Consider the following 23,397-nt stretch of genomic DNA (forward strand, 5'->3'; position numbering starts at 1 on the left):
AAGGGTTTTCTGCTTAACGTTGTGGCATTACGCCCCGGCGTAATCGAGGATCGGCCCAAGCGTAAGCGAGATCTGCAAGCAAGTTGCCCATCAAGGTTAGCGCTGATCCAATCGTTAAGATGCCCATGACCACTGGGAAATCGCGCATCATGACCGCTTCATAAAAAAGCTTACCCATGCCAGGGATAGCGAATATGGTTTCAGCAATGACCGAACCGCCAATCAAACCCGGTAAAGATAAACCAACCAACGTAATCAGCGGTAGCAGGGCATTGCGAAGCGCGTGGCGATAGGTCACGGTGCAGTCACTCAGCCCTTTGGCACGTGCGGTGGTGACAAAGTCTTGGCTGAGGACATCCAGCATGCCGTTTTTAACAAACATGGTGACACCGGCCAAGCCTGTGATTGCCGGAATCACCACTGGCAAAAACAAGTGCATGAGTAGATCCTGAAAACGTTGCCAAGTATCCAGCTGTGCATAATTAAGACTGTGCAAACCAGAAATCGGGAACCAGGGATGAATCACGCCTAACCAGTACATCAGCAACAGCGACAACCAGAATCCCGGAATAGAAAAACCAATAAAATTAAACAAAGTGATCGAGCGGTCTTGCCAATGCCCGTAACGTTTGGCGGCGATCACACCCAGCGGTACCGCCAGGGTAAGTGTAAGCAATAGGCCAATGACATTCATGGTGAGGGTCACAGGCAGTGCCTCTTGAATCATGCCCGCTGTGGTGTTGCCATCTTTATCCGTCTCTTGCCAAAATACTGGCTTTTGATGGCTAGCAAACGAATGACCGAAATCTAAGTGCGCGATACGTTCAAGCCACAAGCCATATTGAACAATGATGGGCTTATCCAAATGGTAGAGCGCGCGTAACTTTTGACGAGACTCTTCGGATGACTTGGGGTCGAAAGCTGCCTCGGTGCTGGTAATGTCACCTGGTGCCAGATGCATGATAAAAAACGAAATCAGACTGATGCCGATCAACATCGGTATCATCCATAAAACGCGTCTGATCAGGTAATTTAGCATGCTTATTCTGCCTGTATTTGTGGGCGTCTGTAGGGCTCAGGAATAAACCATTTTTGTGAGTCATAACCCACACCTGCCGGTGGCACCGGGTTCATAATGCCCTGCACGCGCTTGTGTATGGCGGTGAGGCCATAGCCAGCGGAGAGGTAAACCAACGGGCTGTCCTCATAAAGCACTTTGGCAAATTCATGATAAATATCCATGCGCTTTTCAGGATCAAATTCAAGGCGCCCCTGTTCAAGTAGTTGATCCACAACTGGGTTGTGATAGCCAATAAAATTAAATTGTCCGGGATTTTGCTGGCTAGAATGCCAGATATTGTATTGGTCAGGGTCTAGCCCTAAGCCCCAACCCATCACCACCGCGTCGAAGTCACCAGGCTTAATAAAGTTGGTCAGTAAACTGGCCCATTCCAATGTGCGAATACGCGTATCGATCCCAACTTCTTTTAAGCGACGCTGAATAATCACCGCCGTTTTTTCACGTTGCTTATTGCCTAGATTGGTCAACATCTCAAAAGACAGTGTTTTGCCGTCACGCTCCACATACCCATCGCCATCGCTATCTTGATAGCCAGCTTCTGCCAGTAATTGCTTGGCTTTGGCTGGGTCGAATGGGTAGGGGGTCAGTTGCGGATTGCTCCATCGGGTGCCTGGTTTGTAGGGCGAGGCAATAGCGATTCCTAGGCCTAAATAGACGCCGTCAATAATCTCTTGTTTGTCGATGGCGTAGTTGATCGCTTTGCGTATGCGCACATCGTCAAAGGGCTTGCGCTTGAGATTAAAGCCGAGGTAAGTGTAACTATTGCCTAATTCTTTATATTGGTTTAATTGAGCTTGTAATGCCGGGCGGGATGGAATGATGCGCGCATAAGTGATCGGATCCATGTTCATGCTATCGATGTTATCGGCCATTAATTCAAGAAACTGCGCGGCCGGATCTGGAATAATCCGCTCGACCAGCGTATCAATATTCGCCGGGCCCAATACTGACTTAGGGTTCTTTTCTAGCTTGAGGTATTCGCCATGTCGCCATTCTTTTAACTGATAATAATGGCTACCTAATGGTTTTTGCGCAAAGCTAGTGGTGTGAATGTCTTGACCAGCCAATTTGTGTTTAGGCAAGACTTGCAAACTTGCCCAACTTTCTAATGCCGGCGCAAATGGTTGCGAATAATGCACAATGAATGTTTGTGCATCCGGAGCCTCGGCTTTTGTGACCAACTGGTAATCCGAGGCATACGGGCTGTGTGTTTTTTCATCAGTTACCAGTTGCCAGGTGAACAACACATCTTCACTGGTTAATGGTTTGCCATCTGCCCACTGTAGGCCAGATTTTAATTTGAAGGTAATTGTTTTGTTATCGGCAGCGACTTGCCACGATTCAGCTAACTCACCGGCCAAATCTAAATTTTGATTGTACTTTAACAGTGAATTAAACAAATACGCGCCAATCGCAAGCGAGGCAGACTCTCCGGCCACCATGCCTATCATGCTGCTAGGATCTGACGGCATTGCGCTAATCAGTGTGCCACCCGTTTGCGCAGGGGTTATGTGGGCAAACGTTTGGTTGTTTTGTCGGCCACTGTCTGCGCCGCAAGCGACGAGCGCGCCACACAACAAGCTGATAATGACACGATGGGTCATTGACGGAAGCCCTGTCGAGCAAATATAAGGCGTGTCTGACAATAATCGATGCGTCATGGCTTGGCGAGAATGATCTATTTAGTTTGTTTGGTTTTTTTATGTGTATTGGTCATGGTTTTTTTATCTGCAACCGAACTTGAACGTGTCTTGCTGTGGGCAGTCGTTTTTTTCGGCGCACTGTGTCGATTATTTTTTATCGTGCGTGAGTGACTCGTATCGCCGGCGTTTGGTTCCGGTTTTTCCAGCTGCAACACTTGGCCAAGCGCCAGATTTTTTGATTTTAACTTATTTTGTTGCATGATCTGTTTGCTGCTGATGCCATAACGTTTTGCCAGTTTTGCTAGGGTATCCCCTTGTTTTACCTTGTGCGAGAAGGTGCGCGATTGAGCGGTAGACGTGGTTTCGATGGGGACCTCAATCGGTAGTTGTGCCATTGCTGCAACATCAATGGGTCGCGTTAGACCGGATTGCACACTGGCGGGGACCAATAATGGTCTGCGAACGATCAGGTTACGATTGGGTTTCAGGTTGTTGCTGGCGCTCAGTTCATAAATACTGATGCCAAATTGGTTGGCGATCGCCCCCAAACGTTCCCCTCGTTTGGGTTGATAACTGTGCCAACTGGACAGCGGACGGCTGTAACCATTGAGATTATTGGTGAAGTTGCTGGCTGCCCAAGTGGGTAACAGCAGTTTCTGATAACTGTTTTCTGTAATGAGTACGGGGCGCGTAAAACTCGGGTTGAGCGCATTAAATTCTTCGAGTGAAATGCCTGCAAGCTCCGCAGCCAGTTTGGCGTCAATTTTGTTGGGAGCCTGCACCGTGGTGAAATAAGGCCGGTTGGGAATCTCATTCAGCGTTAACCCATAGTTTTCGGGCCGAAAAATGATATTTTTAATCGCCTGTAATTTGGGCACATAATTGCGCGTTTCATCCGGCAAGGACAAATGCTGGTAATCGGTTGGCAGTCCTAGCTGACGGTTACGCTCAATGGCACGGGCCACAGTGCCTTCACCCGCATTGTACGCGGCCAGCGCTAAATCCCAGGCCCCAAACATGGTGTATAACTTTTGCAGGTAATTGAGTGCGGCCTGCGTCGCCGCGGTGACATCTTTACGCGAGTCTTTCCAGTAGTTTTGTTTCAGGCCGAAGTCTTTACCGGTGGAGGGAATAAATTGCCAGATGCCAGAGGCCTTGCTGGTCGACAATGCCTTCGGGTTAAAGCCGCTTTCAATCATGGGTAGCAACGCAATTTCGGTTGGCATGCCTCTTTTTTCGACTTCTACCACAATATGATAGAGATACTTTTTGCTGCGCTCGAGCATACGAGAGACATAGTCCGGGCGCGAGGCATACCATTGCTCATGCTTGTTGGTGTAGGTGGAGTCGATATCGGGCATATTGAATCCATCGCGCACGCGATCCCACAAGCTTTCTTGCAGACTCAGCGAGTCTTCAAACTGATAGCTAGAATTGTAGCTCTCGGAGGCTGGCCCCCCATAAGTTTCATCATAACTCGCATTGTCATCCGACACGATTGCGGGCTCGACAGATTCAGCTGAGGCCCATATGGGAAACGCTGAAAAAGTGATCCAAAGCAATAATGTGTTAAAACGCATGACGGTAATACTTAATCCTGAGACGGTGTTTTATAAGGCGGTCGGATGCATAAATAGGTAGAGGCATGGATTAACCGAGCGGCCGGATGGCCAAGCCAACTGGCACTAGATTGTCTAGCGCGTACAAGCACCCAAAAGAGGACATCATTCTACGTTAATTTTTCGGTGAGACAAGCCCTTGTCAGCAGCCTGCATCTGTGGTTCAACGCTGGGCATCTAGAATAGGTTCCGTCGCGCGCGCAGTTCGGTAAAAACGTCAATTGCTGACCAGTCCATAAATGCGGGTTGTTTTGATAGCGCCTCACAACGCAAGAACGGATTTGTCGCTAACTCTAGCTTTAAAGCGGTGGGTAAGGTGGGTAGGCCGCGTGCACGCAAGCTTGCGGTTGTTTGCGCACGTTGCTGCAAATCCATGTTTTCAGGGTCTACGGTCTGAGCAAAGGCAATGTTGTGTGCAGTATATTCGTGCGCAGGATAAATCTGGGTTTCGAGCGGGAGGGCGGCAATCGTTTGTAGTGAGGCAAACATTTGTGCAGGGGTTCCCTCAAACAAGCGGCCACAGCCAGCACCAAACAACACATCACCACTAAACAGATGTTGTTGGTTGAGGTAATACGCAACATGGTCTAGCGTGTGGCCTGGTAGCGCAATGACCTCACCATACAGGCCTGAAAAATGCTCAAAAGTGAGCTGGTCACCCTGTTTCACGCGTGTCACCTGTGGCATTTGATAAGCCGCATGCGCACTGTCAGGCGCATAAACCGGACATTGCCAGTGTTGCTGTAATGCCATTGCGCCACCAACATGGTCGGCGTGATGATGGGTCAACAAAATTCCCTTGAGCTGCAAATTAGCAGATGCTAAGGCTTGCGCGATGACCGCCGCATCGCCCGGGTCAACCACCAGCGCAAACTGCGCTTGCCGAATCAGCCATAAATAATTATCGCTAAAAGCGGGTAGGGCAATGATCTCTATACTTGCAGAAGTTTCTTGCATCACGCATCATTGAAAATATGAGGGGGAATGTCAATACTCATGTATTAAGCATACCGCTCAACATTGGCACTTAACGGAGTCCATTTTGCTATCAACTCAGCCCGATCCACTTGATGCTGCGTCATTTGAAACCATGGCGCTGAGTCAGTACATTGCACGGCAAGAGATTCCGCTTTATGCACAAACGGTGGCTGATGTCTTCGGGTTTCATGCATTACAAATCGGTTGGCCGCAACATGACCTGCTTGAGCATAGCCGCATGCCCTATAAACACTCTCTGCAACTGACCGCGTCGGGCGGCGCATCGCTCTTGTGTGAGAGTGAGTTTCTGCCGTTCGCAGAGCAGTCAGTCGATTTGGTCTGCATGCCGCACGTGCTGGAGCAGTGTGCTGATCCGCAACAAACCTTACGCGAGGCATTTCGTGTCTTGGTGCCAGAAGGCACCCTCATTCTGACCAGTATTACGCCATTGAGTGCCTTAGGTTTGCGGGCGCGCGTGGGTGGGTTTAAGCAAGCGGGACAGTTTAAAAGATTGTTCACCGCTTGGCGAATCCGTGATTGGCTGAATGTACTGGGCTTTGAAGTAGTGTATCGCGACAGTTTAGTACATGCCTTGCCAGTTAATGACCCTTTGTGGCTTGCCCGGCAGTCGTGTCTGGAGCGGTTGGGTCAGCACTCCTTAGGCCTGACCGGCGGCGTTTATTTTTTGGTAGCCAAAAAACGCGTATTAAACATGCGTTTACTTAAACCTGAATGGAAAAAAACATCTCTTAACCATGCCTTACAAGTAAGAAAAGGCCAATCTAGCATACAAAAACAAGCGCAAAAGGAGTTAGAATGCGCAAATGTCGAATCAACAATGGATAGAAATGTACGCTGATGGCGCCTGCAAAGGCAATCCTGGCGTCGGTGGCTGGGGTGTTTGGCTTAAATCAGGGGAGCATGAGAAATCGCTTTTTGGCGGTGAGAAGCTCACTACCAACAACCGTATGGAGCTGATGGCGGTGATTCAGGGTTTGCAAGCCCTTAAAAAAACTTCACAAGTCAAGGTGTACACAGACTCAAGCTATGTGCAAAAAGGCATGACGGAGTGGCTGGCGGGCTGGAAACAAAAACAATGGCGAACAGCAGATAAAAAACCAGTCAAAAATGCGGATTTGTGGCAAATGCTGGATGCCGTGGCGGCTACCCATCAAGTGGAATGGATCTGGGTCAGAGGTCACGCGGGTAATGCAGGTAACGAGCGTGCCGACGCATTAGCCAATCAAGGCGTGCTGACTGTCGCCACCAGCTAGGAAAGTGCTCATGAGACAGATTTTTCTTGATACAGAAACCACAGGTTTATACCCTGACCAAGGCCATCGCATTATCGAAATTGCGGCGGTAGAAATTTTCAACCGTCGCGCGACACAGCGTCATTTTCACGTTTATATTAATCCCGAGCGCGAAATAGATCCCGGCGCGCAAGAAGTGCATGGCATTTCACTCGAGTTCTTGCAGGACAAACCTTTGTTTGCCAATGTTGCCGAGGATTTTATTGCATTTATTCGCGGCGCTGAGTTAATCATTCATAACGCACCGTTTGATCTCGGCTTCCTAAATATGGAGCTGGCGAAGCTGAATCAGGACAAACTGGAAACTCATGTTAGCGGCATTATTGATACGTTGAAAATGGCCAAAGAAATGCGCCCTGGCCAGCGTAACAATTTGGATGCGTTGTGTCGCCATTTTGGCATTGATAACTCTCAGCGAACGCTGCATGGCGCCTTGCTAGATGCTGAATTGTTGGCTGAAGTCTATATCGCCATGACGCGCGGCCAAGAGAGCTTATTGATGGAGCTATCAAGCCCAGAAACGCAGACCACGCAAACGCAACTGGCCGTTGATTTTTCTGCGCTTAAAGTGTTGGCCGCTGATGCGGAGGAATTATCAGCACATGCGCAATACATTGCATCATTGGCCAAGGCGGGAGCGTCGAGTTGGTAGTGTGTTAAGCCAAGCAGATTGGGCTTGGGCGACCAGCTTGTATTGCTTGAATGAAAACCAAAAGGCAGTGATTACCATTTTGAATTGGGTTATTTATGGGTAAAAAAACAATTATAGTGACTGGTGGGGCTGGTTTTATCGGCAGTAATTTTGTCAATGCGTGGGTCGGGAAAGCACTGGGTAAAGTGATTAACCTCGATAAATTGACCTATGCTGGCAACATGGAAAACTTGGCTGGCATCAGCCAACATCCCGATCACGTGTTTGTGCATGCGGATATTGCTGATCGCACCGCGGTGAAAGCCTTGCTCGACACTCATCAGCCGTTTGCGGTAGTGAACTTTGCTGCAGAAAGCCATGTAGATCGTTCGATTCATGCGCCAGACGCGTTCATTCAAACCAATGTTGTTGGCACTTTTAACTTGCTTGAAGAGGTTCGAGCCTATTGGCAAGCGTTGCCAGTGGATGCGCAAAGCCAGTTCCGCTTTTTGCATGTTTCCACAGATGAGGTCTATGGCTCGTTGTCAGCCTCTGATCCGGCTTTCAAAGAAAGCAATACTTATCAGCCCAATAGTCCGTATTCAGCCTCTAAGGCAGCCTCTGACCATTTGGTGAGGGCTTATCATCACACCTACGGGTTGCCGACCCTGACCACCAATTGCTCTAACAATTATGGTCCGTATCATTTTCCAGAGAAATTGATTCCGTTGGTGATCCATAACGCATTGTCTGGCAAGCCTTTACCTATTTATGGCAATGGTAGCAATATTCGCGATTGGCTATACGTTGAAGACCATTGCAGTGCGATTCGCGAAGTGTTGGCGCGCGGCATCCCGGGGGAGACTTACAACATTGGGGGCTGGAACGAAAAAACCAATCTGGAGGTTGTGCACACTTTGTGTGACATCCTCGATCAAGAGCGACCCAAGGCGCAGGGCAGCTATCGCGACCAAATGACTTTTGTCAAAGATCGCCCGGGCCATGATGCTCGCTATGCGATTGATGCCACTAAAATCGAGCAAGAATTAGGCTGGAAACCTGAAGAAACCTTTGAAACAGGCATCCGCAAAACGGTCCGTTGGTATCTTGAGCACGCCGAATGGGTGGCGCGGGTCACGAGTGGTGAGTACCAGCACTGGCTTAGTAAAAACTACCATGAACGTGGAGAGGAACTCGCATAATGGCAAGAAAAGGGATTGTATTGGCTGGTGGTTCCGGCACGCGCTTGTACCCTGTGACGCAAGTGGTATCTAAACAACTGCTACCTGTGTATGACAAACCGATGATTTATTATCCGCTGTCGGCTCTGATGCTGGCAGGTATTCGTGAAGTCCTGATTATCTCGACGCCGATGGATACCCCTCGCTTTAAAGAGTTGTTGGGCGATGGGACGCAGTGGGGCATGCGTATTGAATATCAGGTACAACCTTCACCAGACGGGCTTGCGCAAGCATTTATTTTGGGTGAATCTTTTATTGGCAACGATACCAGTGCTTTGGTGTTGGGCGATAACATTTTTTATGGTCATGAGCTCGGAGAGATGGCCATGGCTGCTGGTCGCCGTGAGCAGGGCGCAACCGTGTTTGCTTATCCGGTCAATGATCCGGAGCGTTATGGTGTAGTAGAGTTTGATGCAGCGGGTACCGCCATTAGTCTAGAAGAAAAGCCGACGCAGCCCAAATCGCGTTATGCGGTCACCGGCCTATATTTTTATGACCAACGGGTGGTCGACATAGCCAAGCATCTTCAGCCATCACCGCGCGGCGAGTTAGAGATTACCGATGTGAACAAACAATACCTGGCGTGGGGTGACCTCAATGTTGAGGTGATGGGCCGTGGCATGGCTTGGTTAGATACCGGTACCCATGAATCTTTGCTAGAAGCCAGTGGTTTTATTCAGACGATCGAGAAACGGCAGGGCTTGAAGATATCTTGTCTTGAAGAAATTGCGTATAGGCAGGGTTTTATTGACGCTGAGCAGCTAGATAAACTTGCGGATAAATATGCCAAAAACGGTTACGGGCAATATTTGAAACAAATTCTTAAAGAAAAGGTTTTTTAATGCAAGTCATTGCAACGTCTATCCCAGACGTATTGATTCTAGCGCCCAAAGTATTTGGGGACGCGCGCGGTTTCTTTCTAGAAAGCTTCAATGCGCAGACCTTTAAAGCCAGCACCGGACTGGATGTGCAGTTCGTGCAAGATAACCATTCGCGCTCAGGCCGAGGGGTGCTGCGTGGCCTGCATTATCAATTGCATCAACCGCAAGGCAAACTTGTACGTGTGGTGCAGGGCGAAGTATTTGATGTGGCGGTGGATATGCGACGCCAGTCGCCTACTTTCGGTCAATGGGCTGGGGCGCACTTAAGCGCAGACAACCAGCGTCAGTTGTGGGTGCCGCCTGGCTTTGCACATGGCTTTGTTGTGCTCTCTGACACCGCTGACTTTCTATATAAAACCACCGATTATTACGCACCACAGCATGAGGCTTGTCTACAGTGGAATGATCCGACGGTTGGCGTGGACTGGCCTTTAGCAACACCGCCAAGCTTGTCCGCCAAAGATCAGCAGGGCTTGTCTTGGTCTGACGCGCCTAAGTTTGATTAACACTGACGATTGATTGCGGTACTGCCATGAAAAAAATTCTGTTAACCGGGGTGACCGGCCAAGTAGGTCGTGCCTTGCAACGACATCTTGCACAATTTCCGCTTGCTGGCTGGCAAGTTGTTGCTTGCGACCGCCAGCAGATGGATTTAACAGCCCCTGAGCACATCCGCACCGTCGTGCGTGAGGTTGCGCCTGCACTCATTATTCATCCTGCCGCCTATACTGCGGTAGACCATGCAGAGTCTGAGTCTGCATTGGCTTTTGCGATTAATGCCACGGCACCCAAAGTGTTGGCGGAGGAGGCTGCACGACTCAAGGCCGGCATGATTCATTTTTCAACGGACTACGTTTATGACGGCACAAAGGCCTCCGTTTACGTCGAGACCGACAAAGTCAATCCGGTGAGTGTGTATGGTGCCAGTAAGCTGGCTGGGGAAGACGCGATTCGGCAAGTGGGATTACCACACTTAATTTTGCGCACAAGTTGGGTGTATGGTGCAGATGGAAAAAACTTTCTCAAAACCATCCTGCGCCTGGCACACACCCGTGAGTCAATGCGGATTGTTTCGGATCAGCACGGGGCGCCCACTTCGGATGCCTCGATTGCGCAAGCTGTGCGGCAATTATTGGATGTTTGGGAAGTCGAGAATTCGGATCACACTGGGGTCTATCATCTGGTGAATCGAGGGGAAACCTCTTGGTTCGGCTTTGCCAGTGCCATTGTTGACAAATATCAGCAGTTGGCGACCGATTACAGCTGGCCTGCGCTTGCGGTGAAAGAAATTGCGCCGATTGCGGCTGCTGAATATCCTACGCCGGCCAAGCGCCCGTCAAATTCCAAGCTCTCCACAGAAAAACTCGCACAAACTTTTGGGGTGATGTTGCCAGCGTGGCAAGAGAGCCTAGACCAAGTGATGCACCGGCTGACACCCGGTGTCAATGTTTAGGGGAATCTCAAATTAGATCAAACGCATCGGTCCAGCTATTGGGCGTTTCATATAGCCTGACTTTTACCAGTTTGAGCTGATTGCCAAAGGTATCCTGATATTGTGCCTTAAGAAGCTTAAATGCTTCAGCGGCCATATTTTCAGCTGTAGGCACTGACGGAAAAATCACCGTTTTGTGGCTGGGTAGGGAATTTAAGAAGTCCAACACCACGGTATCCCCCCGATAAACCAAAAAAGCATGGTCCCAGCGGTCAACAATGGTTTCGCGAGCAATGCGTTTAACATCTGCAAAATCCATCACCATGCCATTTTCGGAGGCATGCTCGGCATCAATGATCTCACCCGAGAGGGTAATCTCTAAAGCGTAGCGATGGCCATGCAAGTTGCGGCATTGGCTTTTATGATCTGGAATGCGATGACCAGCATCGAATTCTAAGCGTGTAGTAATTTCCATGTCAGCATTATATCAGACACCTTGATGCATGCCGTGCATGTTGCTTTGCTGACGTTTAAAGAACGCAGCTGCACTGACTGTTTAATTAATACAAATCGTCAATATTCATGAGTGCATCTTCATCAGCCGAGTAGTGCTTGTGGCTTTTTTCGTAGTTGCCATAGCCAGTCTCAAAATCATCGACCTCATCGCCAGCAAAGTCTTCCAGCATCTGGTCAATCTTTTTAAAGTTTTCGTTAGGTGTTGTTTTTTGTAACATGGTGATCTCCCATTACGTCGTTAACTTACTCAAACGTGTCAGTCGTGAGTGTTCTCAAGAATTCATTAGCATAGACTATGCCAATCATGATATTTGTTCCTGACAATTTGAATATCGGCCGCGATTAAAAAAAGTAAAATATTGAACGCTTAGTTAGAACAATCCTGTTAAGTGGGTGTCTGTGAACACATACCATAACAACAACCACTCATTTCTGGAGAGATGCAATGCGCAGTTTGATTTTTATACTTCTTAGCTTGGGAGGCTATTCCATGGCACATGCCGATTGCCTGCCGTCATACCAACACCAATTTAAAACTTTGCAAGGGCAAACTGTCGATTTTTGTCAATTTCAGGACAAACCTGTACTCGTGGTGAACACGGCGAGTAAATGCGGTTTTACGCCACAATTTGAAGCTCTTGAAGGCATGTATGCCCAATATAAGGACAAGGGCTTAGTGATTATTGGATTTCCGTCCAATGATTTCAGGCAAGAGCCAGGTAACAACAAGCAAATTGGCGATTTTTGTAAACTCACTTATGCCGTCAAGTTCCCCATGGTTGAAAAATCCAGTGTCACAGGCGGAGCGGCGAATCCGCTATATCAGCAGCTGATTAAACAGACGGGCCAAGCACCACAATGGAATTTTTATAAATATTTGATCTTACCCGGTGGCCAAAAAGTGTATGCATTCAATAGTATGACCCAGCCTGATAGTGATGAGATCATGAGTAAGCTCAAACCTTACCTTAAATAAGACACAGTGTTTTAATGGGGGTTTCCTGGTGAATAAATCGGCAGGGAACCCTCTCAAATAAAACGATATAAAGTTTTTTTTATGTTTTGTCATGAAAGCCGTTGACAAGACTTCTGGCCATCATTAATATGGCGCCTTCTTTGAATTGCACTGCAAAACAAAGAAATGCAATACCAGAGATTCGGGGGTATAGCTCAGCTGGGAGAGCGCTTGCATGGCATGCAAGAGGTCAGCGGTTCGATCCCGCTTATCTCCACCAAGTGATTGAAAATATTGAATTTTTTCTAAAATAAATATTTAAATTATTTGAAAAACTGGTATAATGCACAGGTGGTAAATTTCTTAGGTCCCCATCGTCTAGAGGCCTAGGACACCTCCCTTTCACGGAGGCGACCGGGGTTCGAATCCCCGTGGGGACGCCAAAAATCACTCAGTGATTTCTAGCATCAAATTCTGTATTAAAAAATTCTGTATTTCTTTTTATGTGTTCCATGTATAGCCAGTTTTTCGTGCCTGTGCACTGATCATTCGCACCTCGTCGAATCTCTTGGTCTCGATGTTGCACCAGTAGCTAGACAGCTAGCCATTCCTCATGCCTTTTATGAAGATCGCTTTAAGAGATGGCAGGGGGCGTAAAAGATGGTAGGTCTGGATCGCTATCAGCCACGCATTCATCATGAATTTCAACAGGGCTTGATTGGGCGCTGTAGACATGGATCGCTTGAATGATTCTGTCTACATGCTGTTGATCCGTGCTGGTTAATGCTGTCACTTCGCCTTCCGGCAGAGTGAGGATAATAGAATATCTCGGTCTTGCTGCTACACTAAAGATGATCCCTAACAGCACAAAGCACCCGCCGAGCGCAAATAAGTCATCCTCATTTAAAATCAGCAAAACACCAATAAAAAGATGCAATATGGCTAGGCTAAAGTCTGGTGAGGATTTTTTACAGGTAAGCGTCGAGATACGTTTAATCTCATAGACTTTGTCTAGTACGACAAAACGGGTTTGAGAAACAGTGACGCCTTCTTGACTGAAAAATGCTTTTTTATCCATGGCTGGGTCTCTCATTTCATAGGCGTAAGGTGAAGAACGAAGACCTTTTCGTGGATTTTAAAGGACTACTGAAGCATGCATGTGAACTTTTGCATGTGTTAAAAGAATGCCTCCATGCATTAAGGACGGATGGACCGATGCGTTGAGGCCAGTGTCGGCGCAATTAATGCACATCGCAAGGCTGCGTATTTTTCGGTTTGGCTAGGCTGATCGTGTACAGCGTGCATAGCGCCAATAAAAAAACCCGGCAGCGCCGGGTTTTTTATTGCTTTTTAATTAGCCGCGAATATTGCTTTGCGCAGAAAATTGAGACAGCTCAACGTAGGGTTGTGGTTGCCAACCGTTCGCGCGGTGTTCGGCAACGACATTGGTAAAAATACCGCCTCGGACATAGAATTTTGCTGTTACGCGCATAAATTTAGGATCAGTGGCACCGACTAAGGTGTCAAGAATCTGATTGGTTACGGCCTCATGGAAACAGCCCTCATCGCGGAATGACCACATATAAAGCTTGAGGCTTTTTAATTCGACGCAAAGTTTGTTCGGAATATAGTCCAGATAAATCACTGCAAAGTCAGGTTGCCCTGTTTTTGGGCACAGGCAAGTAAATTCTGGGATTTCCATATGGATATGGAAGTCACGGTTAGTATTGGGATTTTCAAAGGTTTCCAGCGTTTTTTCTGGTTGGGCCGTCGGTTTGCCGCCTAGTAAATGTTCGTTCATCGCGCTCATGTTTCTTGAATGTATCAGGGGGAGAAAAAGGGTTATTATAACGCTTAAGCAAGCCATCAAAATCTAATAAGCGTTAATCTTACTTTGCGTCTGACACATTTAAAACTGGCGGGGTTCAAATCTTTTGTTGATCCAACCACGATTCATTTGCACGGGCAACGTGTCGGTGTGGTTGGCCCCAATGGCTGTGGCAAGTCAAATGTCATGGAATCTGTACGCTGGGTGCTGGGTGAATCGTCGGCCAAAGAAATGCGCGCCGATGCAATGGATGCGGTGATTTTCAATGGCTCCGGCAATCGCAAACCAATCTCGCGAGCCAGTGTTGAGCTGATTTTTGACAATAGCTTAGGTGGCGCGCATGGTGAGTGGAGCCAATATGCCGAAATTTCGGTCAAGCGTGTCATTGAGCGCGATAAAGGATCCACCTATTACATCAACAATACTGCTGTGCGTCGACGAGATGTGGCGGATTTGTTTTTGGGAACGGGTTTAGGCGGCCGAGCGTATGCCATCATTGGTCAAAACACCATTTCTCGTATCGTCGAAGCCAAGCCAGAAGAGTTGCGCGTCTTTTTGGAGGAGGCGGCCGGTATCAGTAAATATAAAGAGCGTAGGCGTGAGACGGAACTTAGGCTGCGCGATACCCGCGAAAACCTAGAACGCGTAGAAGACATTTGTCGCGAACTGAACAAGCATATCCTCAAACTAGAGGCGCAAGCGGTCGTCACCCACAAATTTCATGCCTTGCAACAGGCTTTTAAGCTGGCGGAGGCGCAATGGTGGTGGCTGCGTAAACGTGATGCGGTGATGGCTTATGATGGCGCCTCGCACACAGTGGATCAGGCAGTCAACGCGCTTGAGGCACAAATGGCGGCTTTGCGTAGCAGCGAGTTGCAACTGGAACTGAGTCGAGCGCAGCTACAGGAGGCATCAAGTCAATTACATACGGCGCAGGCTGCTTTTTATGAGGCGAATGCGCTTGTGTCCAATTTGTCTTTGCAGGTCAAGCAATCGGAAGAGGCACGCGACAGATTGCTGCAACAGCAGCAACAATTACAGGCGCAGCGGGAGCGGGGCACGCAACAGCAGCAGCAGTTACAAATGCAAATTGCTGAAAAAAATAATGCAAGTGTGCAGGCTGAACAAAAGGTGGCCGAACAAACTCAGGCGCTTGTCGCCTTACAGCAAGCACTGCCCGCCGCGCGCACGCAACTTGAGTCCATGCAGCTGGCGGCTAATCAGGCGCAACAAGCAGTGCAGCAGTGTAGGCAACAGAGCGACCTAGAGCAGCACAACGTCAATTTTCTGCAACGGTCATTGCAAGAAGTTTTACAGCGTTCGCAACAATTACAAGGCGAGTTAGAGCAATGGGCCTTGCCTGATATGCAGGCGATGCAAACTCATCAACAACAGCTGCTCGAGCAACAAGCCGCGCTGGCGCAAGCTGAACAGTTGTTGAGCGCGGCGCGCAGCCAAGAAAGCGTCAACCAGTTAGCCTTGCAGCAGGCGAGGCAGGCATTGCAGCAGTCACAACGAAACTTAAATCAATTAGAAGCAGAAATTCAATCATTGCTGAAATTGCAACAAAGTTTGCAACAAGACCAGCAACTAGGGCCATGGTTAGAAAACACCGGCATGCAGGCGGCGAAACGATTGTGGCAAGTCGTGCAAATTGATGCCTACTGGCAATCCGCCTTAGAGGTTTTTTTGGGCCATAAACTAAATGCCTTCGTCGCAGAAACAACGCTGGATTGGTCGCAATTACCGCATCCACAGGCTGCGTTAGCCGTTGTGCAATCTGGGGATATGGTTGAGAAGCTGCCTTCAGATTGGCAAGGCTTACCTAGCGTATTCAGTTTGTTGACCATTAAGCAGCCTGCGCTCGCCGGTGCCTTGCAACATTGGTTGGCAGGGGTGTATGTGCTTGAGGATCTGCGGCAACTGGAGATTTTTCAAACGCAATTGCCGGTAGGCGCGTGTTTACTCACCCCATCGGGCGATGTGTATCAGCGTTATAGTGCAGTGTATTTCGGACGTCAAAACCAGATGCAAGGGGTATTAGAGCGTCAGCAACAACTCGAGGGCCTGCAAGCGCAGCACTCGCCGGCACAGCATGCACTGGTTGCGGCACAACAGTCTGTGCAAACCTTGGAGCAGGCGTTACAAGATACTCGCCAACAGCAACAGCATGCGCATCAGCAGATCAAACAATTCACCACGGAGATTCATGCAGGTCAAATGCAGATCGCTCGCATGCAACAGGCACATGATAATGCCATGCGCAGACAAGCCACGCTGCAAGCTGAAATGGCTGACACTGAGGCCAAGCAAACTAAGTTGACCCAAGAGATATCACAAACACAATCACGCCTGATGGCGCATCAAACACAGATTGCTGATCTCGAGCAGAGGGCGCGCGAGGCGCAAACCCAACACCAGTTGGCTGAGCAACATTTTACGCGTCTGCGGGATCGTGTGCAGCAAGCTGAAAAATTACAGCAGTCGCAGTCATTTGAGCACACGCTGCTCAAAAATGTCCTGAATGACTTACAGCAGCGCTTGTTGCAACATATGCAAGAGACGGAGCACTTGGAGCATCGGCTGCGCGAGACTGTGCAAGCATTAGCGATCAGTCATATGGAGACGCTGAAAACCCACTTAGCACAAGCGCTCACTCAGCAGCATGATTGTGAACAAACACTGGCGCAAGCGAGAAATCAATTGGCGCAGCTAGAAACTGGCTTGCAAGCCAACGAGCGCGCGCGGATGCAGATTGAGCAGCAATTGCATCCTTTAAGAGATGCCTTGGAGCAGCGCCGCCTGAAGCAACAGGAATGCCGTTTACAAGTCGAGCAATGCCAACAGGCTTTGAACGAGACCGCGCTGGATGAGGCTGTGATTCAAGAAGGTTTAGCGGTAGATGCGCAGGCCAGCGTCATGGCGCAGACGACGCAGCGGTTGCAGCAGCAGATTCAACAATTGGGGCCGGTAAACATGGCAGCAATTGAGGAGTTGGCCACTGAAAAAGAACGCAAAGGTTATCTGGATAGCCAACTGCGTGATTTGATCACTGCGACAGAAACGCTCGATGAAGCGATTCAAAAAATTGACCGTGAAACGCGCGGAAAATTACGTGCCACTTTTGAAGAAGCCAATCAGCAATTTAGTCGATTATTTGAGACACTGTTCAATGGCGGTAACGCCAAGTTAGCGCTGCTGGGCGATGAAATTTTGGATACCGGTATACAAGTATTTGCGCAACCGCCCGGCAAAAAAAATACCACGATTCAGTTACTCTCTGGCGGTGAAAAAGCGCTGACGGCGATGGCCTTGGTGTTTGCGCTTTTTAAATTAAATCCGGCACCCTTTTGCCTGATGGATGAGGTGGATGCTCCGCTGGATGACAGTAATACCGAGCGTTTTTGTAAGTTAGTGCGCGAGATGTCCGAAAAAACCCAATTTTTATTTGTGTCGCACAACAAAATCACGATGGAAATGGCACAACAATTAATTGGGGTGACCATGCAAGAATCCGGCGTATCGCGGATTGTAGATGTCGATATCGATGAGGCCATCCGCATGCATGCGGCTTAATCTCAGTTTTGTTGTATGATTACGCAAGCGTTATTAAGGATTGTAAGGTCACATGTCTGATTTGTGGATGATATTGGTGTTGCTCGGGGTCAGCATCGTTCTGGCAGTGGTTGTTTTTAACTGGTGGCAGGAAAAAAAGTATCGGAAAGATGTTGAGTATCGGTTTAGCCATACACGTGGGGATCTGCTGGATAACGAACCTACTGCGAAGCCGCGCGAAGCCCTGAATCAGGAGGCAACACAACCGGCAGGCGCTCATCAATCAGCGCCCATCCAACCCTCTATTTCAGAGGATGTCGAGGGCTGGATGTCTGAGCCCCGCGTGCGTCAATCGCCCAAAGTTGAGCCGGACTTTTTAACTGACGATCAAGCGCATCGCAATGTCAGCGCCGCAACCACTGCATCCTCTGACAAAAACGGTTTAAATTTACAAGCATCCGCGTCAGTGCCTAAAACCGCACCGATCAAAACAGCAGCAGTCCCTGCTGCCCCTGCAAAAGCCCCCATGACAAAAGCCGAGCCGGCGATCTCACCGACGGCTTTTCCAACCGCGCCGGTCGCCCAAACCTTTGATGCGGTGAAGCCAACCGCTTTCGATGCCGTGCCTGCAGACGATGCGGCAGATGCCTATGCACCGCAAATCGCGGCTGATGCTGGGGTGACAGACGCCCCATTATCGGCGTCGCAAACTTCTATTCTCCCAGCTGCCGTGCATCCCTCAATGGATTGGGTTGGTCTGATTGATGCGCCTCTAGGCGTTATGTTGGCAGAACTCGAAGACATGCAGGCGGAAGTGAGAACCTTTCCGCAATATGCCACGTTGTGGGCGCAAAGCGCGACCACGGGCGATTGGCAAGATGTCTTAAGTTTAGACGCCAAAGCCATGCGCGATCAAACACCTGCCAGTCAGGTGGCTTGCAGCTTGCAACTGGCTGATCGAGGTGGCCCGGTGGATGAGGAAACCCTGATCCGTTTTAAAAAGTCTATGGAGACATTAGCGCGCGCGCTCGGTTTGACGGTCGATTGGCAAGGGGGCTATGAGCCTTCACAACAAGCGCAATCCATTGATGGCTTCTGTATTGAAGTAGACAAAGCAGTCGAGTTTCATGTGCTGGCGAACCAGGGCATGTTCCATGCCACTAAGCTACGTGGCCTGGCAGAAGCTTGCGGCATGCACCTGAGTGCAGATGGGCGTTTTGAGTTATTTAACAATGACGGTCAGCTCGAATTTTCGGTGCGTAACTACGAAGGTAAACCATTTTCAGCCGACATGTTGAAAACGGCAGTGATGACCGGGGTGACTTTTCAGTTGGATATTCCAACCACGCCGCACAGTTTGCAAGTGTTTGACCATATGGTCGACATTGCCAGTAGCATGGCGAGTAGTCTCAATGCCAGCGTCATTGATGTCAACCGCAAGCCGATTGGCGAAGTGCAGCTGGATAAGATTCGTCAGCAACTGAAAAACATCTCAAACGCCATGGCTGCGCAGGGCATCGTCCCCGGGAGCAGTCACGCCAAACGCCTGTTCTCCTGATGAGCGCGTTACAAGAAGCGGCGCTGCTTTTACAAGCGCTCAAGCAGCGCATCGCCGACTATGATTATCACTATTACGTGCTTGACGCGCCACAGGTCAGTGACAATACCTACGATGGTGTTTTTAGGCAGCTGCTTGAGATAGAACAGCAATTTCCCGAACTTTTGACTGCCGACTCCCCCAGCCAACGCGTGGGTGGATCAGCTGCGTCGGCTTTTGATAGTGTGCAGCACCGGCAAGCCATGTTGTCACTCAATAATGCCTTTAGTGACGAAGAGCTAGAGGCGTTTGATCGTCGAGTCCGCGAAGGCACCGATCAGTTACAAGTTGAATATGCCGTAGAACCCAAGTTTGACGGCTTGGCCATTACGCTCACCTATGAAGATGGACGCTTCGTGCAGGGTGCAACGCGGGGTGACGGGTACACCGGTGAAAATGTCACGCATAACTTGAAAACCATCCGCGCCATTCCCAGTCGTTTGAATACCGCACATCCTCCCGCCTTGCTTGAAGTGCGCGGTGAAGTCTTAATGTTAAAAAAAGACTTCGAGAAACTTAACCAGCAACAAGCGGCCGCCGGCGCCAAACTGTTCGCCAACCCGCGTAATGCGGCGGCTGGCAGCTTGCGCCAACTTGATTCCAAGATCACTGCAAAACGACCGTTACATTTTTTTGCCTATGGCTTAGGCGCCAGTGAGGGCGTACCCGATTTACGATCGCATGCCGAGGCGATGCAATATCTGGCTGGGTTACGCTTTCCTGTTTCACAGCTGCGCGCGGTTAAAACGGGTGCGCAAGGCTTGGCGGAATATTATCGCGACATTGGCGCGCAGCGCAGTCAGTTACCCTTTGATATTGATGGCGTGGTTTACAAAGTGAATAGCTTCGCCTTGCAAGATATGCTTGGGTTTGTCTCGCGTGCCCCGCGCTGGGCGATAGCGCATAAGTTTCCCGCAGAAGAAGCGGTCACGGTGGTCGAAGACATTACGGTTCAGGTGGGCAGAACCGGCGCCATCACACCGGTGGCTCGACTCAAGCCCGTATTTGTAGGCGGGGTGACCGTCACCAATGCCACGTTGCACAATGAGGATGAGCTGCGCCGCAAAGATATTTACATTGGCGACACGGTGATTGTGAGGCGGGCAGGGGACGTGATTCCAGAAGTGGTCTCGGTCTTGCCTGCGCATCGTCCAGCAGATGCGCGTGTGTTTACCATGCCGACACAATGCCCAGAGTGTGGCTCGCACATTGTTCGTCCATTAGACGAGGCCATTGCACGCTGCACCGGCGGCTTAATTTGCCCTGCACAGCGCAAACAAGCCATTACCCATTTCGCTTCGCGGCGTGCCATGGATATTGAAGGGCTCGGGGAGAAGCTCGTCGATCAACTCGTCGAACGAAACTTAGTGCACCATTTGGATGACGTCTACCGTTTAACCCTGTCCACCTTGTGTGGTTTAGAGCGGATGGCGGAAAGGTCCGCGCAAAATGTGCTCGCTGCGATTGAAAAAAGTAAGCAGGCAAGCCTGCCACGCTTCATTTATGCACTTGGAATCCGTAATGTCGGGGAAGCCACTGCCAAAGACCTCGCTCAGCATTTTGGCACGCTCGATGCCCTGATGGCGGCAGAAGTTGAGGCCTTGATGCAAGTCAATGATGTGGGGCCGATCGTGGCTGAGGCGGCGTATCAGTTTTTTCAGGAGCCGCATAACCGTGAAGTCATCGCTGCCATGCAGACGCTTGGCGTACATTGGGCAGAGATGGCTAAAACCCCTGTTTCTGCCGAGTTTGCTGGAAAAACTTTTGTGCTGACCGGGACATTGCCCACCCTGAAACGCGACCAAGCGCAGGCCATGATCGAAGCGGTCGGTGGTAAAGTCAGTGGAAGTGTCTCGGCCAAAACCAGCTTTGTGGTGGCGGGGGCCGAGGCGGGTAGCAAGCTAGAAAAAGCACAGCAATTAAACGTAGCTATTCTGGATGAGGCTGCTTTGATTGCGATGCTGCAATCTGCTGAAAACGCTCACATCACAACACAAAATACCGCCGTCACCACACCGAAACCTTCTACCGAACAGCAAGGATTATTTTAAAAATGTATTCAAAGATAACTTTAACTTTATTAGTTAATTTACTGATTTTAAATGAGTCTTTTGCAAAGGATTCCGCCTTAGAATCTTGTGATGTTGCAATACAGCAGCGTCAATATGCACAGGCGATTCAAATCGCTGAACAGCATGCCGGCGAGGCTGCGTTCTGGCTTTGTAAAGGGCGTGCGCAGTCTGCCCTCGCACAACATCCAGCGGCGCAAGCAAGCTTTCAGAAAGCGATTGACCTGAAGCCGCAAGGCCTTGAGCTAATCTCTGCGCATCTATTGTTGGGCAACGCGCAGCTTGAAGGAAAATTGCATCGCGCAGCCCTAGAAAGTTACCAGCAAGCCGTCCATTTGAGTGAGCAGCAGAACATGCGTCGTTATGCGCGCGTGGCGCACAATTTGATTGGTGAAGCTTACTTTGATATGGGCGAGCCTGCAGAGGCATTGAAAGCCTTTGAAACAGGTGAAAAGCTGGCGATGAATGATGATGAGCGCGCGGACAGTTACGTGCACGAGGCCACGGTTTACCAACAGTTGCAACAAGTGGATAAAGCCATTGAGTATCAGTTAAAAGGCGTGATGATGCTTCGCAAGTCGGGTACGCCAGACCAGTATGCAGAGGCTAGCCTTCGGTTGGGTCAGTTGTTTTTTGCCAAGAAAGACTATGTGGGCGCTGACAAAACCTATCAACGCTTGATGGAATATGCCCACGACAATGGCGGCGATTTTTACGAGGCAAAAACAGCGATTTATTGGGCGGAATCTAAACGTGCACAAGGCGACATGACGGCAGCTGCACAATTGCTTCAACAAGCCGAAACTATTGCCGCCAAACTGAATGATGCCGAGTTAAATGGGCTCTTAGCCAAAGCAAAATAAACGCATGACCTGCTTTGCAGCAGGTCTGCCAGCCCACACAGTTTGATCAAATACCAATAGCGTAGCAACGCATACGAAATTTCAGGCTGAACCGGGCTTGAGGCGGCCAACTTGAGAAGAATCCGTTGCCACAATGCCGCTATTTCACCCATTTTCAAAAGATTTACTTTTTGTGCGGAATCCGCTGTAAGGTTTGCCTGTCATACGCGACTAACGATGACACGCTATCATGCACACAGGAAATCTTATGTTACTCGACAATAATAGACGCAATCCCAGCGGGATTTTACCCTCAGAAATTACATCACAAGATTTATTTGAACAGCGTCGTACGGTGTTAAAAGCGGCCGGCGTTGCCGCGGCCAGCTTGTTGTTGCCCGCGCAAGCACATGCCGCACAAACGCTAGACTTTCAAAAAACGGCTTACGGCAAAGACGAAAAGCTGACCAGTTATGAAGATGTGACCAGCTATAACAATTACTATGAATTTGGGACGGGTAAAGAGGACCCCGCGCGCGAGGCCGTACTATTTAAGCCGACCCCTTGGACGATTAAAATCGAGGGTGCTGTCAAACAGAACAAAACCATCAGTATTGAGCAGTTAATGAAACTCGCGCCGCTAGAAGAGCGTATTTACCGCATGCGTTGTGTCGAGGGTTGGTCCATGGTGATTCCATGGGTGGGCTTGCCGTTGAAGGCACTGGTGGACTGGGCGCAGCCCACTGGCAATGCTAAATACATCGAATTTGTGTCCTACAACGATCCACGTCATATGCCGGGTGCCCGAATACCGGTGCTTGATTGGCCGTATCTTGAGGGTTTACGCATGGATGAAGCCATGCAACCCCTGACCCTCTTGGCGGTGGGCTTATATGGCAAAGTACTGCCGAATCAGAATGGGGCACCCGTGCGCTTGGTAGTGCCATGGAAATACGGATTTAAAGGCGCCAAAGCCATCAGCACCATTCGTTTTGTCGAACAGATGCCACGCACCTCATGGATGAAAGCCAGCGCCCGTGAATATGGTTTTTATGCGAATGTGAATCCTGCGGTAGACCATCCGCGCTGGACGCAGTCCTCGGAGAAACGGATTGGCGCTGGGGTGTTTGCTGGCCGTATCAAAACGAAAATGTTTAATGGTTACGATGAAGTCGGGCAGTTATATGCCGGGATGGATTTGCAGAAAAATTTCTAA

21 protein-coding genes and 2 tRNA genes are annotated in these 23,397 nt (G+C 49.4%); 15 read left to right on the plus strand and 8 right to left on the minus strand.

Translation table 11 applies throughout. From position 1 onward, the window contains the following. Positions 1–13: 13 nt before the first annotated feature. The 4 genes from FIT99_RS06005 to gloB all read right to left on the minus strand — a co-directional run bounded on the left by FIT99_RS06005 (position 14) and on the right by gloB (position 5,300). The gene (locus tag FIT99_RS06005) at positions 14–1,039 is read right to left on the minus strand and encodes an ABC transporter permease (protein WP_140003455.1); all 1,026 of its coding nucleotides are present in this window, start codon (positions 1,037–1,039) and stop codon (positions 14–16) included. 2 nt (positions 1,040–1,041) lie between these two features. Then, positions 1,042–2,685, minus strand: a complete 1,644-nt coding sequence (locus FIT99_RS06010) for a peptide-binding protein (protein ID WP_189524793.1) — start codon at positions 2,683–2,685, stop codon at positions 1,042–1,044. A 74-nt stretch (positions 2,686–2,759) separates the two neighbouring features. After that, on the minus strand, positions 2,760–4,304 hold the full coding sequence (locus tag FIT99_RS06015; RefSeq protein WP_140003456.1) for a transglycosylase SLT domain-containing protein: 1,545 nt from the start codon (positions 4,302–4,304) through the stop codon (positions 2,760–2,762). 216 nt (positions 4,305–4,520) lie between these two features. Further along, complete coding sequence (gene gloB, locus FIT99_RS06020) at positions 4,521–5,300, minus strand: hydroxyacylglutathione hydrolase (RefSeq protein ID WP_140003457.1); 780 nt, start codon at positions 5,298–5,300, stop codon at positions 4,521–4,523. 85 nt (positions 5,301–5,385) lie between these two features. Here gloB and FIT99_RS06025 point away from each other — a divergent pair, with 85 nt between their 5' ends. The 7 genes from FIT99_RS06025 to rfbD all read left to right on the plus strand — a co-directional run bounded on the left by FIT99_RS06025 (position 5,386) and on the right by rfbD (position 10,840). After that, a complete protein-coding gene (locus tag FIT99_RS06025; RefSeq protein WP_140003458.1) occupies positions 5,386–6,180 on the plus strand; it encodes a class I SAM-dependent methyltransferase in 795 nt (264 codons plus the stop codon). Continuing rightward, on the plus strand, positions 6,170–6,595 hold the full coding sequence (gene rnhA / locus FIT99_RS06030) for a ribonuclease HI (protein ID WP_140004669.1): 426 nt from the start codon (positions 6,170–6,172) through the stop codon (positions 6,593–6,595). The genes FIT99_RS06025 and rnhA overlap by 11 nt, the downstream gene beginning before the upstream one ends. A gap of 10 nt (positions 6,596–6,605) precedes the next feature. Next, positions 6,606–7,286, plus strand: a complete 681-nt coding sequence (dnaQ, locus tag FIT99_RS06035) for a DNA polymerase III subunit epsilon (protein ID WP_140003459.1) — start codon at positions 6,606–6,608, stop codon at positions 7,284–7,286. 95 nt (positions 7,287–7,381) lie between these two features. Continuing rightward, entirely contained in the window at positions 7,382–8,467 is a 1,086-nt protein-coding gene (gene rfbB, locus FIT99_RS06040) for a dTDP-glucose 4,6-dehydratase (protein WP_140003460.1), read from the plus strand. Beyond that, a complete protein-coding gene (gene rfbA / locus FIT99_RS06045) occupies positions 8,467–9,348 on the plus strand; it encodes a glucose-1-phosphate thymidylyltransferase RfbA (protein WP_140003461.1) in 882 nt (293 codons plus the stop codon). The genes rfbB and rfbA overlap by 1 nt, the downstream gene beginning before the upstream one ends. Beyond that, a complete protein-coding gene (gene rfbC / locus FIT99_RS06050) occupies positions 9,348–9,893 on the plus strand; it encodes a dTDP-4-dehydrorhamnose 3,5-epimerase (RefSeq protein WP_140003462.1) in 546 nt (181 codons plus the stop codon). The genes rfbA and rfbC overlap by 1 nt, the downstream gene beginning before the upstream one ends. 26 nt (positions 9,894–9,919) lie before the next feature. Next, positions 9,920–10,840, plus strand: coding sequence for a dTDP-4-dehydrorhamnose reductase (gene rfbD, locus FIT99_RS06055; protein WP_140003463.1), 921 nt, complete (start codon positions 9,920–9,922; stop codon positions 10,838–10,840). A gap of 7 nt (positions 10,841–10,847) precedes the next feature. Here the strand turns inward: rfbD and queD are convergent, their stop codons facing one another. Beyond that, entirely contained in the window at positions 10,848–11,294 is a 447-nt protein-coding gene (gene queD / locus FIT99_RS06060) for a 6-carboxytetrahydropterin synthase QueD (RefSeq protein ID WP_140003464.1), read from the minus strand. An 85-nt stretch (positions 11,295–11,379) separates the two neighbouring features. After that, positions 11,380–11,553 carry a hypothetical protein gene (locus FIT99_RS12375; RefSeq protein WP_189524795.1) on the minus strand — a complete coding sequence of 58 codons (174 nt, stop codon included), beginning with the start codon at positions 11,551–11,553 and terminating at the stop codon, positions 11,380–11,382. 227 nt (positions 11,554–11,780) lie between these two features. On the opposite strand from FIT99_RS12375, the gene FIT99_RS06065 reads away from it, so the two are divergent. From FIT99_RS06065 to FIT99_RS06075, 3 genes are all read left to right on the plus strand, one after another. Continuing rightward, on the plus strand, positions 11,781–12,311 hold the full coding sequence (locus tag FIT99_RS06065; protein ID WP_189524796.1) for a glutathione peroxidase: 531 nt from the start codon (positions 11,781–11,783) through the stop codon (positions 12,309–12,311). A 183-nt stretch (positions 12,312–12,494) separates the two neighbouring features. Further along, positions 12,495–12,570, plus strand: a tRNA-Ala gene (locus FIT99_RS06070). Between the two features lie 87 nt (positions 12,571–12,657). Next, a tRNA-Glu gene (locus tag FIT99_RS06075) sits at positions 12,658–12,733 on the plus strand. 191 nt (positions 12,734–12,924) lie between these two features. Here the strand turns inward: FIT99_RS06075 and FIT99_RS06080 are convergent. Together FIT99_RS06080 and queF are read right to left on the minus strand one after the other, a co-directional pair. After that, positions 12,925–13,368 carry a DUF6232 family protein gene (locus FIT99_RS06080; RefSeq protein WP_140003465.1) on the minus strand — a complete coding sequence of 148 codons (444 nt, stop codon included), beginning with the start codon at positions 13,366–13,368 and terminating at the stop codon, positions 12,925–12,927. Positions 13,369–13,644: 276 nt separating this feature from the next. Next, complete coding sequence (gene queF / locus FIT99_RS06085; protein WP_140003466.1) at positions 13,645–14,091, minus strand: preQ(1) synthase; 447 nt, start codon at positions 14,089–14,091, stop codon at positions 13,645–13,647. A gap of 93 nt (positions 14,092–14,184) precedes the next feature. Between queF and smc the strand changes: the two genes are divergently transcribed. From smc to msrP, 5 genes are all read left to right on the plus strand, one after another. Continuing rightward, positions 14,185–17,694 carry a chromosome segregation protein SMC gene (gene smc, locus FIT99_RS06090; protein ID WP_140003467.1) on the plus strand — a complete coding sequence of 1,170 codons (3,510 nt, stop codon included), beginning with the start codon at positions 14,185–14,187 and terminating at the stop codon, positions 17,692–17,694. 52 nt (positions 17,695–17,746) lie between these two features. Then, positions 17,747–19,231 (plus strand): cell division protein ZipA C-terminal FtsZ-binding domain-containing protein, encoded by a 1,485-nt coding sequence (locus FIT99_RS06095; protein ID WP_140003468.1) that lies wholly within the window; start codon positions 17,747–17,749, stop codon positions 19,229–19,231. Beyond that, a complete protein-coding gene (gene ligA / locus FIT99_RS06100) occupies positions 19,231–21,321 on the plus strand; it encodes an NAD-dependent DNA ligase LigA (RefSeq protein ID WP_140003469.1) in 2,091 nt (696 codons plus the stop codon). Before FIT99_RS06095 ends, ligA begins: the two co-directional genes overlap by 1 nt. 2 nt (positions 21,322–21,323) lie before the next feature. Continuing rightward, positions 21,324–22,202, plus strand: coding sequence for a tetratricopeptide repeat protein (locus FIT99_RS06105; RefSeq protein ID WP_140003470.1), 879 nt, complete (start codon positions 21,324–21,326; stop codon positions 22,200–22,202). 247 nt (positions 22,203–22,449) lie between these two features. Beyond that, the gene (gene msrP / locus FIT99_RS06110; RefSeq protein ID WP_140003471.1) at positions 22,450–23,397 is read left to right on the plus strand and encodes a protein-methionine-sulfoxide reductase catalytic subunit MsrP; all 948 of its coding nucleotides are present in this window, start codon (positions 22,450–22,452) and stop codon (positions 23,395–23,397) included.

The organism is Methylophilus medardicus, from assembly GCF_006363955.1.
GTDB lineage: Bacteria > Pseudomonadota > Gammaproteobacteria > Burkholderiales > Methylophilaceae > Methylophilus > Methylophilus medardensis.

Bases quoted from the DNA above. Each gene is read 5' to 3' on its own strand.
- FIT99_RS06005 (WP_140003455.1), bottom strand. From the start codon at position 1,039: ATGCTAAATTACCTGATCAGACGCGTTTTATGGATGATACCGATGTTG.
- FIT99_RS06010 (WP_189524793.1), bottom strand. From the start codon at position 2,685: ATGACCCATCGTGTCATTATCAGCTTGTTGTGTGGCGCGCTCGTCGCT.
- FIT99_RS06015 (WP_140003456.1), bottom strand. From the start codon at position 4,304: ATGCGTTTTAACACATTATTGCTTTGGATCACTTTTTCAGCGTTTCCC.
- gloB (WP_140003457.1), bottom strand. From the start codon at position 5,300: ATGCAAGAAACTTCTGCAAGTATAGAGATCATTGCCCTACCCGCTTTT.
- rnhA (WP_140004669.1), top strand. From the start codon at position 6,170: ATGTACGCTGATGGCGCCTGCAAAGGCAATCCTGGCGTCGGTGGCTGG.
- dnaQ (WP_140003459.1), top strand. From the start codon at position 6,606: ATGAGACAGATTTTTCTTGATACAGAAACCACAGGTTTATACCCTGAC.
- rfbB (WP_140003460.1), top strand. From the start codon at position 7,382: ATGGGTAAAAAAACAATTATAGTGACTGGTGGGGCTGGTTTTATCGGC.
- rfbA (WP_140003461.1), top strand. From the start codon at position 8,467: ATGGCAAGAAAAGGGATTGTATTGGCTGGTGGTTCCGGCACGCGCTTG.
- rfbC (WP_140003462.1), top strand. From the start codon at position 9,348: ATGCAAGTCATTGCAACGTCTATCCCAGACGTATTGATTCTAGCGCCC.
- rfbD (WP_140003463.1), top strand. From the start codon at position 9,920: ATGAAAAAAATTCTGTTAACCGGGGTGACCGGCCAAGTAGGTCGTGCC.
- queD (WP_140003464.1), bottom strand. From the start codon at position 11,294: ATGGAAATTACTACACGCTTAGAATTCGATGCTGGTCATCGCATTCCA.
- FIT99_RS12375 (WP_189524795.1), bottom strand. From the start codon at position 11,553: ATGTTACAAAAAACAACACCTAACGAAAACTTTAAAAAGATTGACCAG.
- FIT99_RS06065 (WP_189524796.1), top strand. From the start codon at position 11,781: ATGCGCAGTTTGATTTTTATACTTCTTAGCTTGGGAGGCTATTCCATG.
- FIT99_RS06080 (WP_140003465.1), bottom strand. From the start codon at position 13,368: ATGGATAAAAAAGCATTTTTCAGTCAAGAAGGCGTCACTGTTTCTCAA.
- queF (WP_140003466.1), bottom strand. From the start codon at position 14,091: ATGAACGAACATTTACTAGGCGGCAAACCGACGGCCCAACCAGAAAAA.
- FIT99_RS06095 (WP_140003468.1), top strand. From the start codon at position 17,747: ATGTCTGATTTGTGGATGATATTGGTGTTGCTCGGGGTCAGCATCGTT.
- ligA (WP_140003469.1), top strand. From the start codon at position 19,231: ATGAGCGCGTTACAAGAAGCGGCGCTGCTTTTACAAGCGCTCAAGCAG.
- FIT99_RS06105 (WP_140003470.1), top strand. From the start codon at position 21,324: ATGTATTCAAAGATAACTTTAACTTTATTAGTTAATTTACTGATTTTA.
- msrP (WP_140003471.1), top strand. From the start codon at position 22,450: ATGTTACTCGACAATAATAGACGCAATCCCAGCGGGATTTTACCCTCA.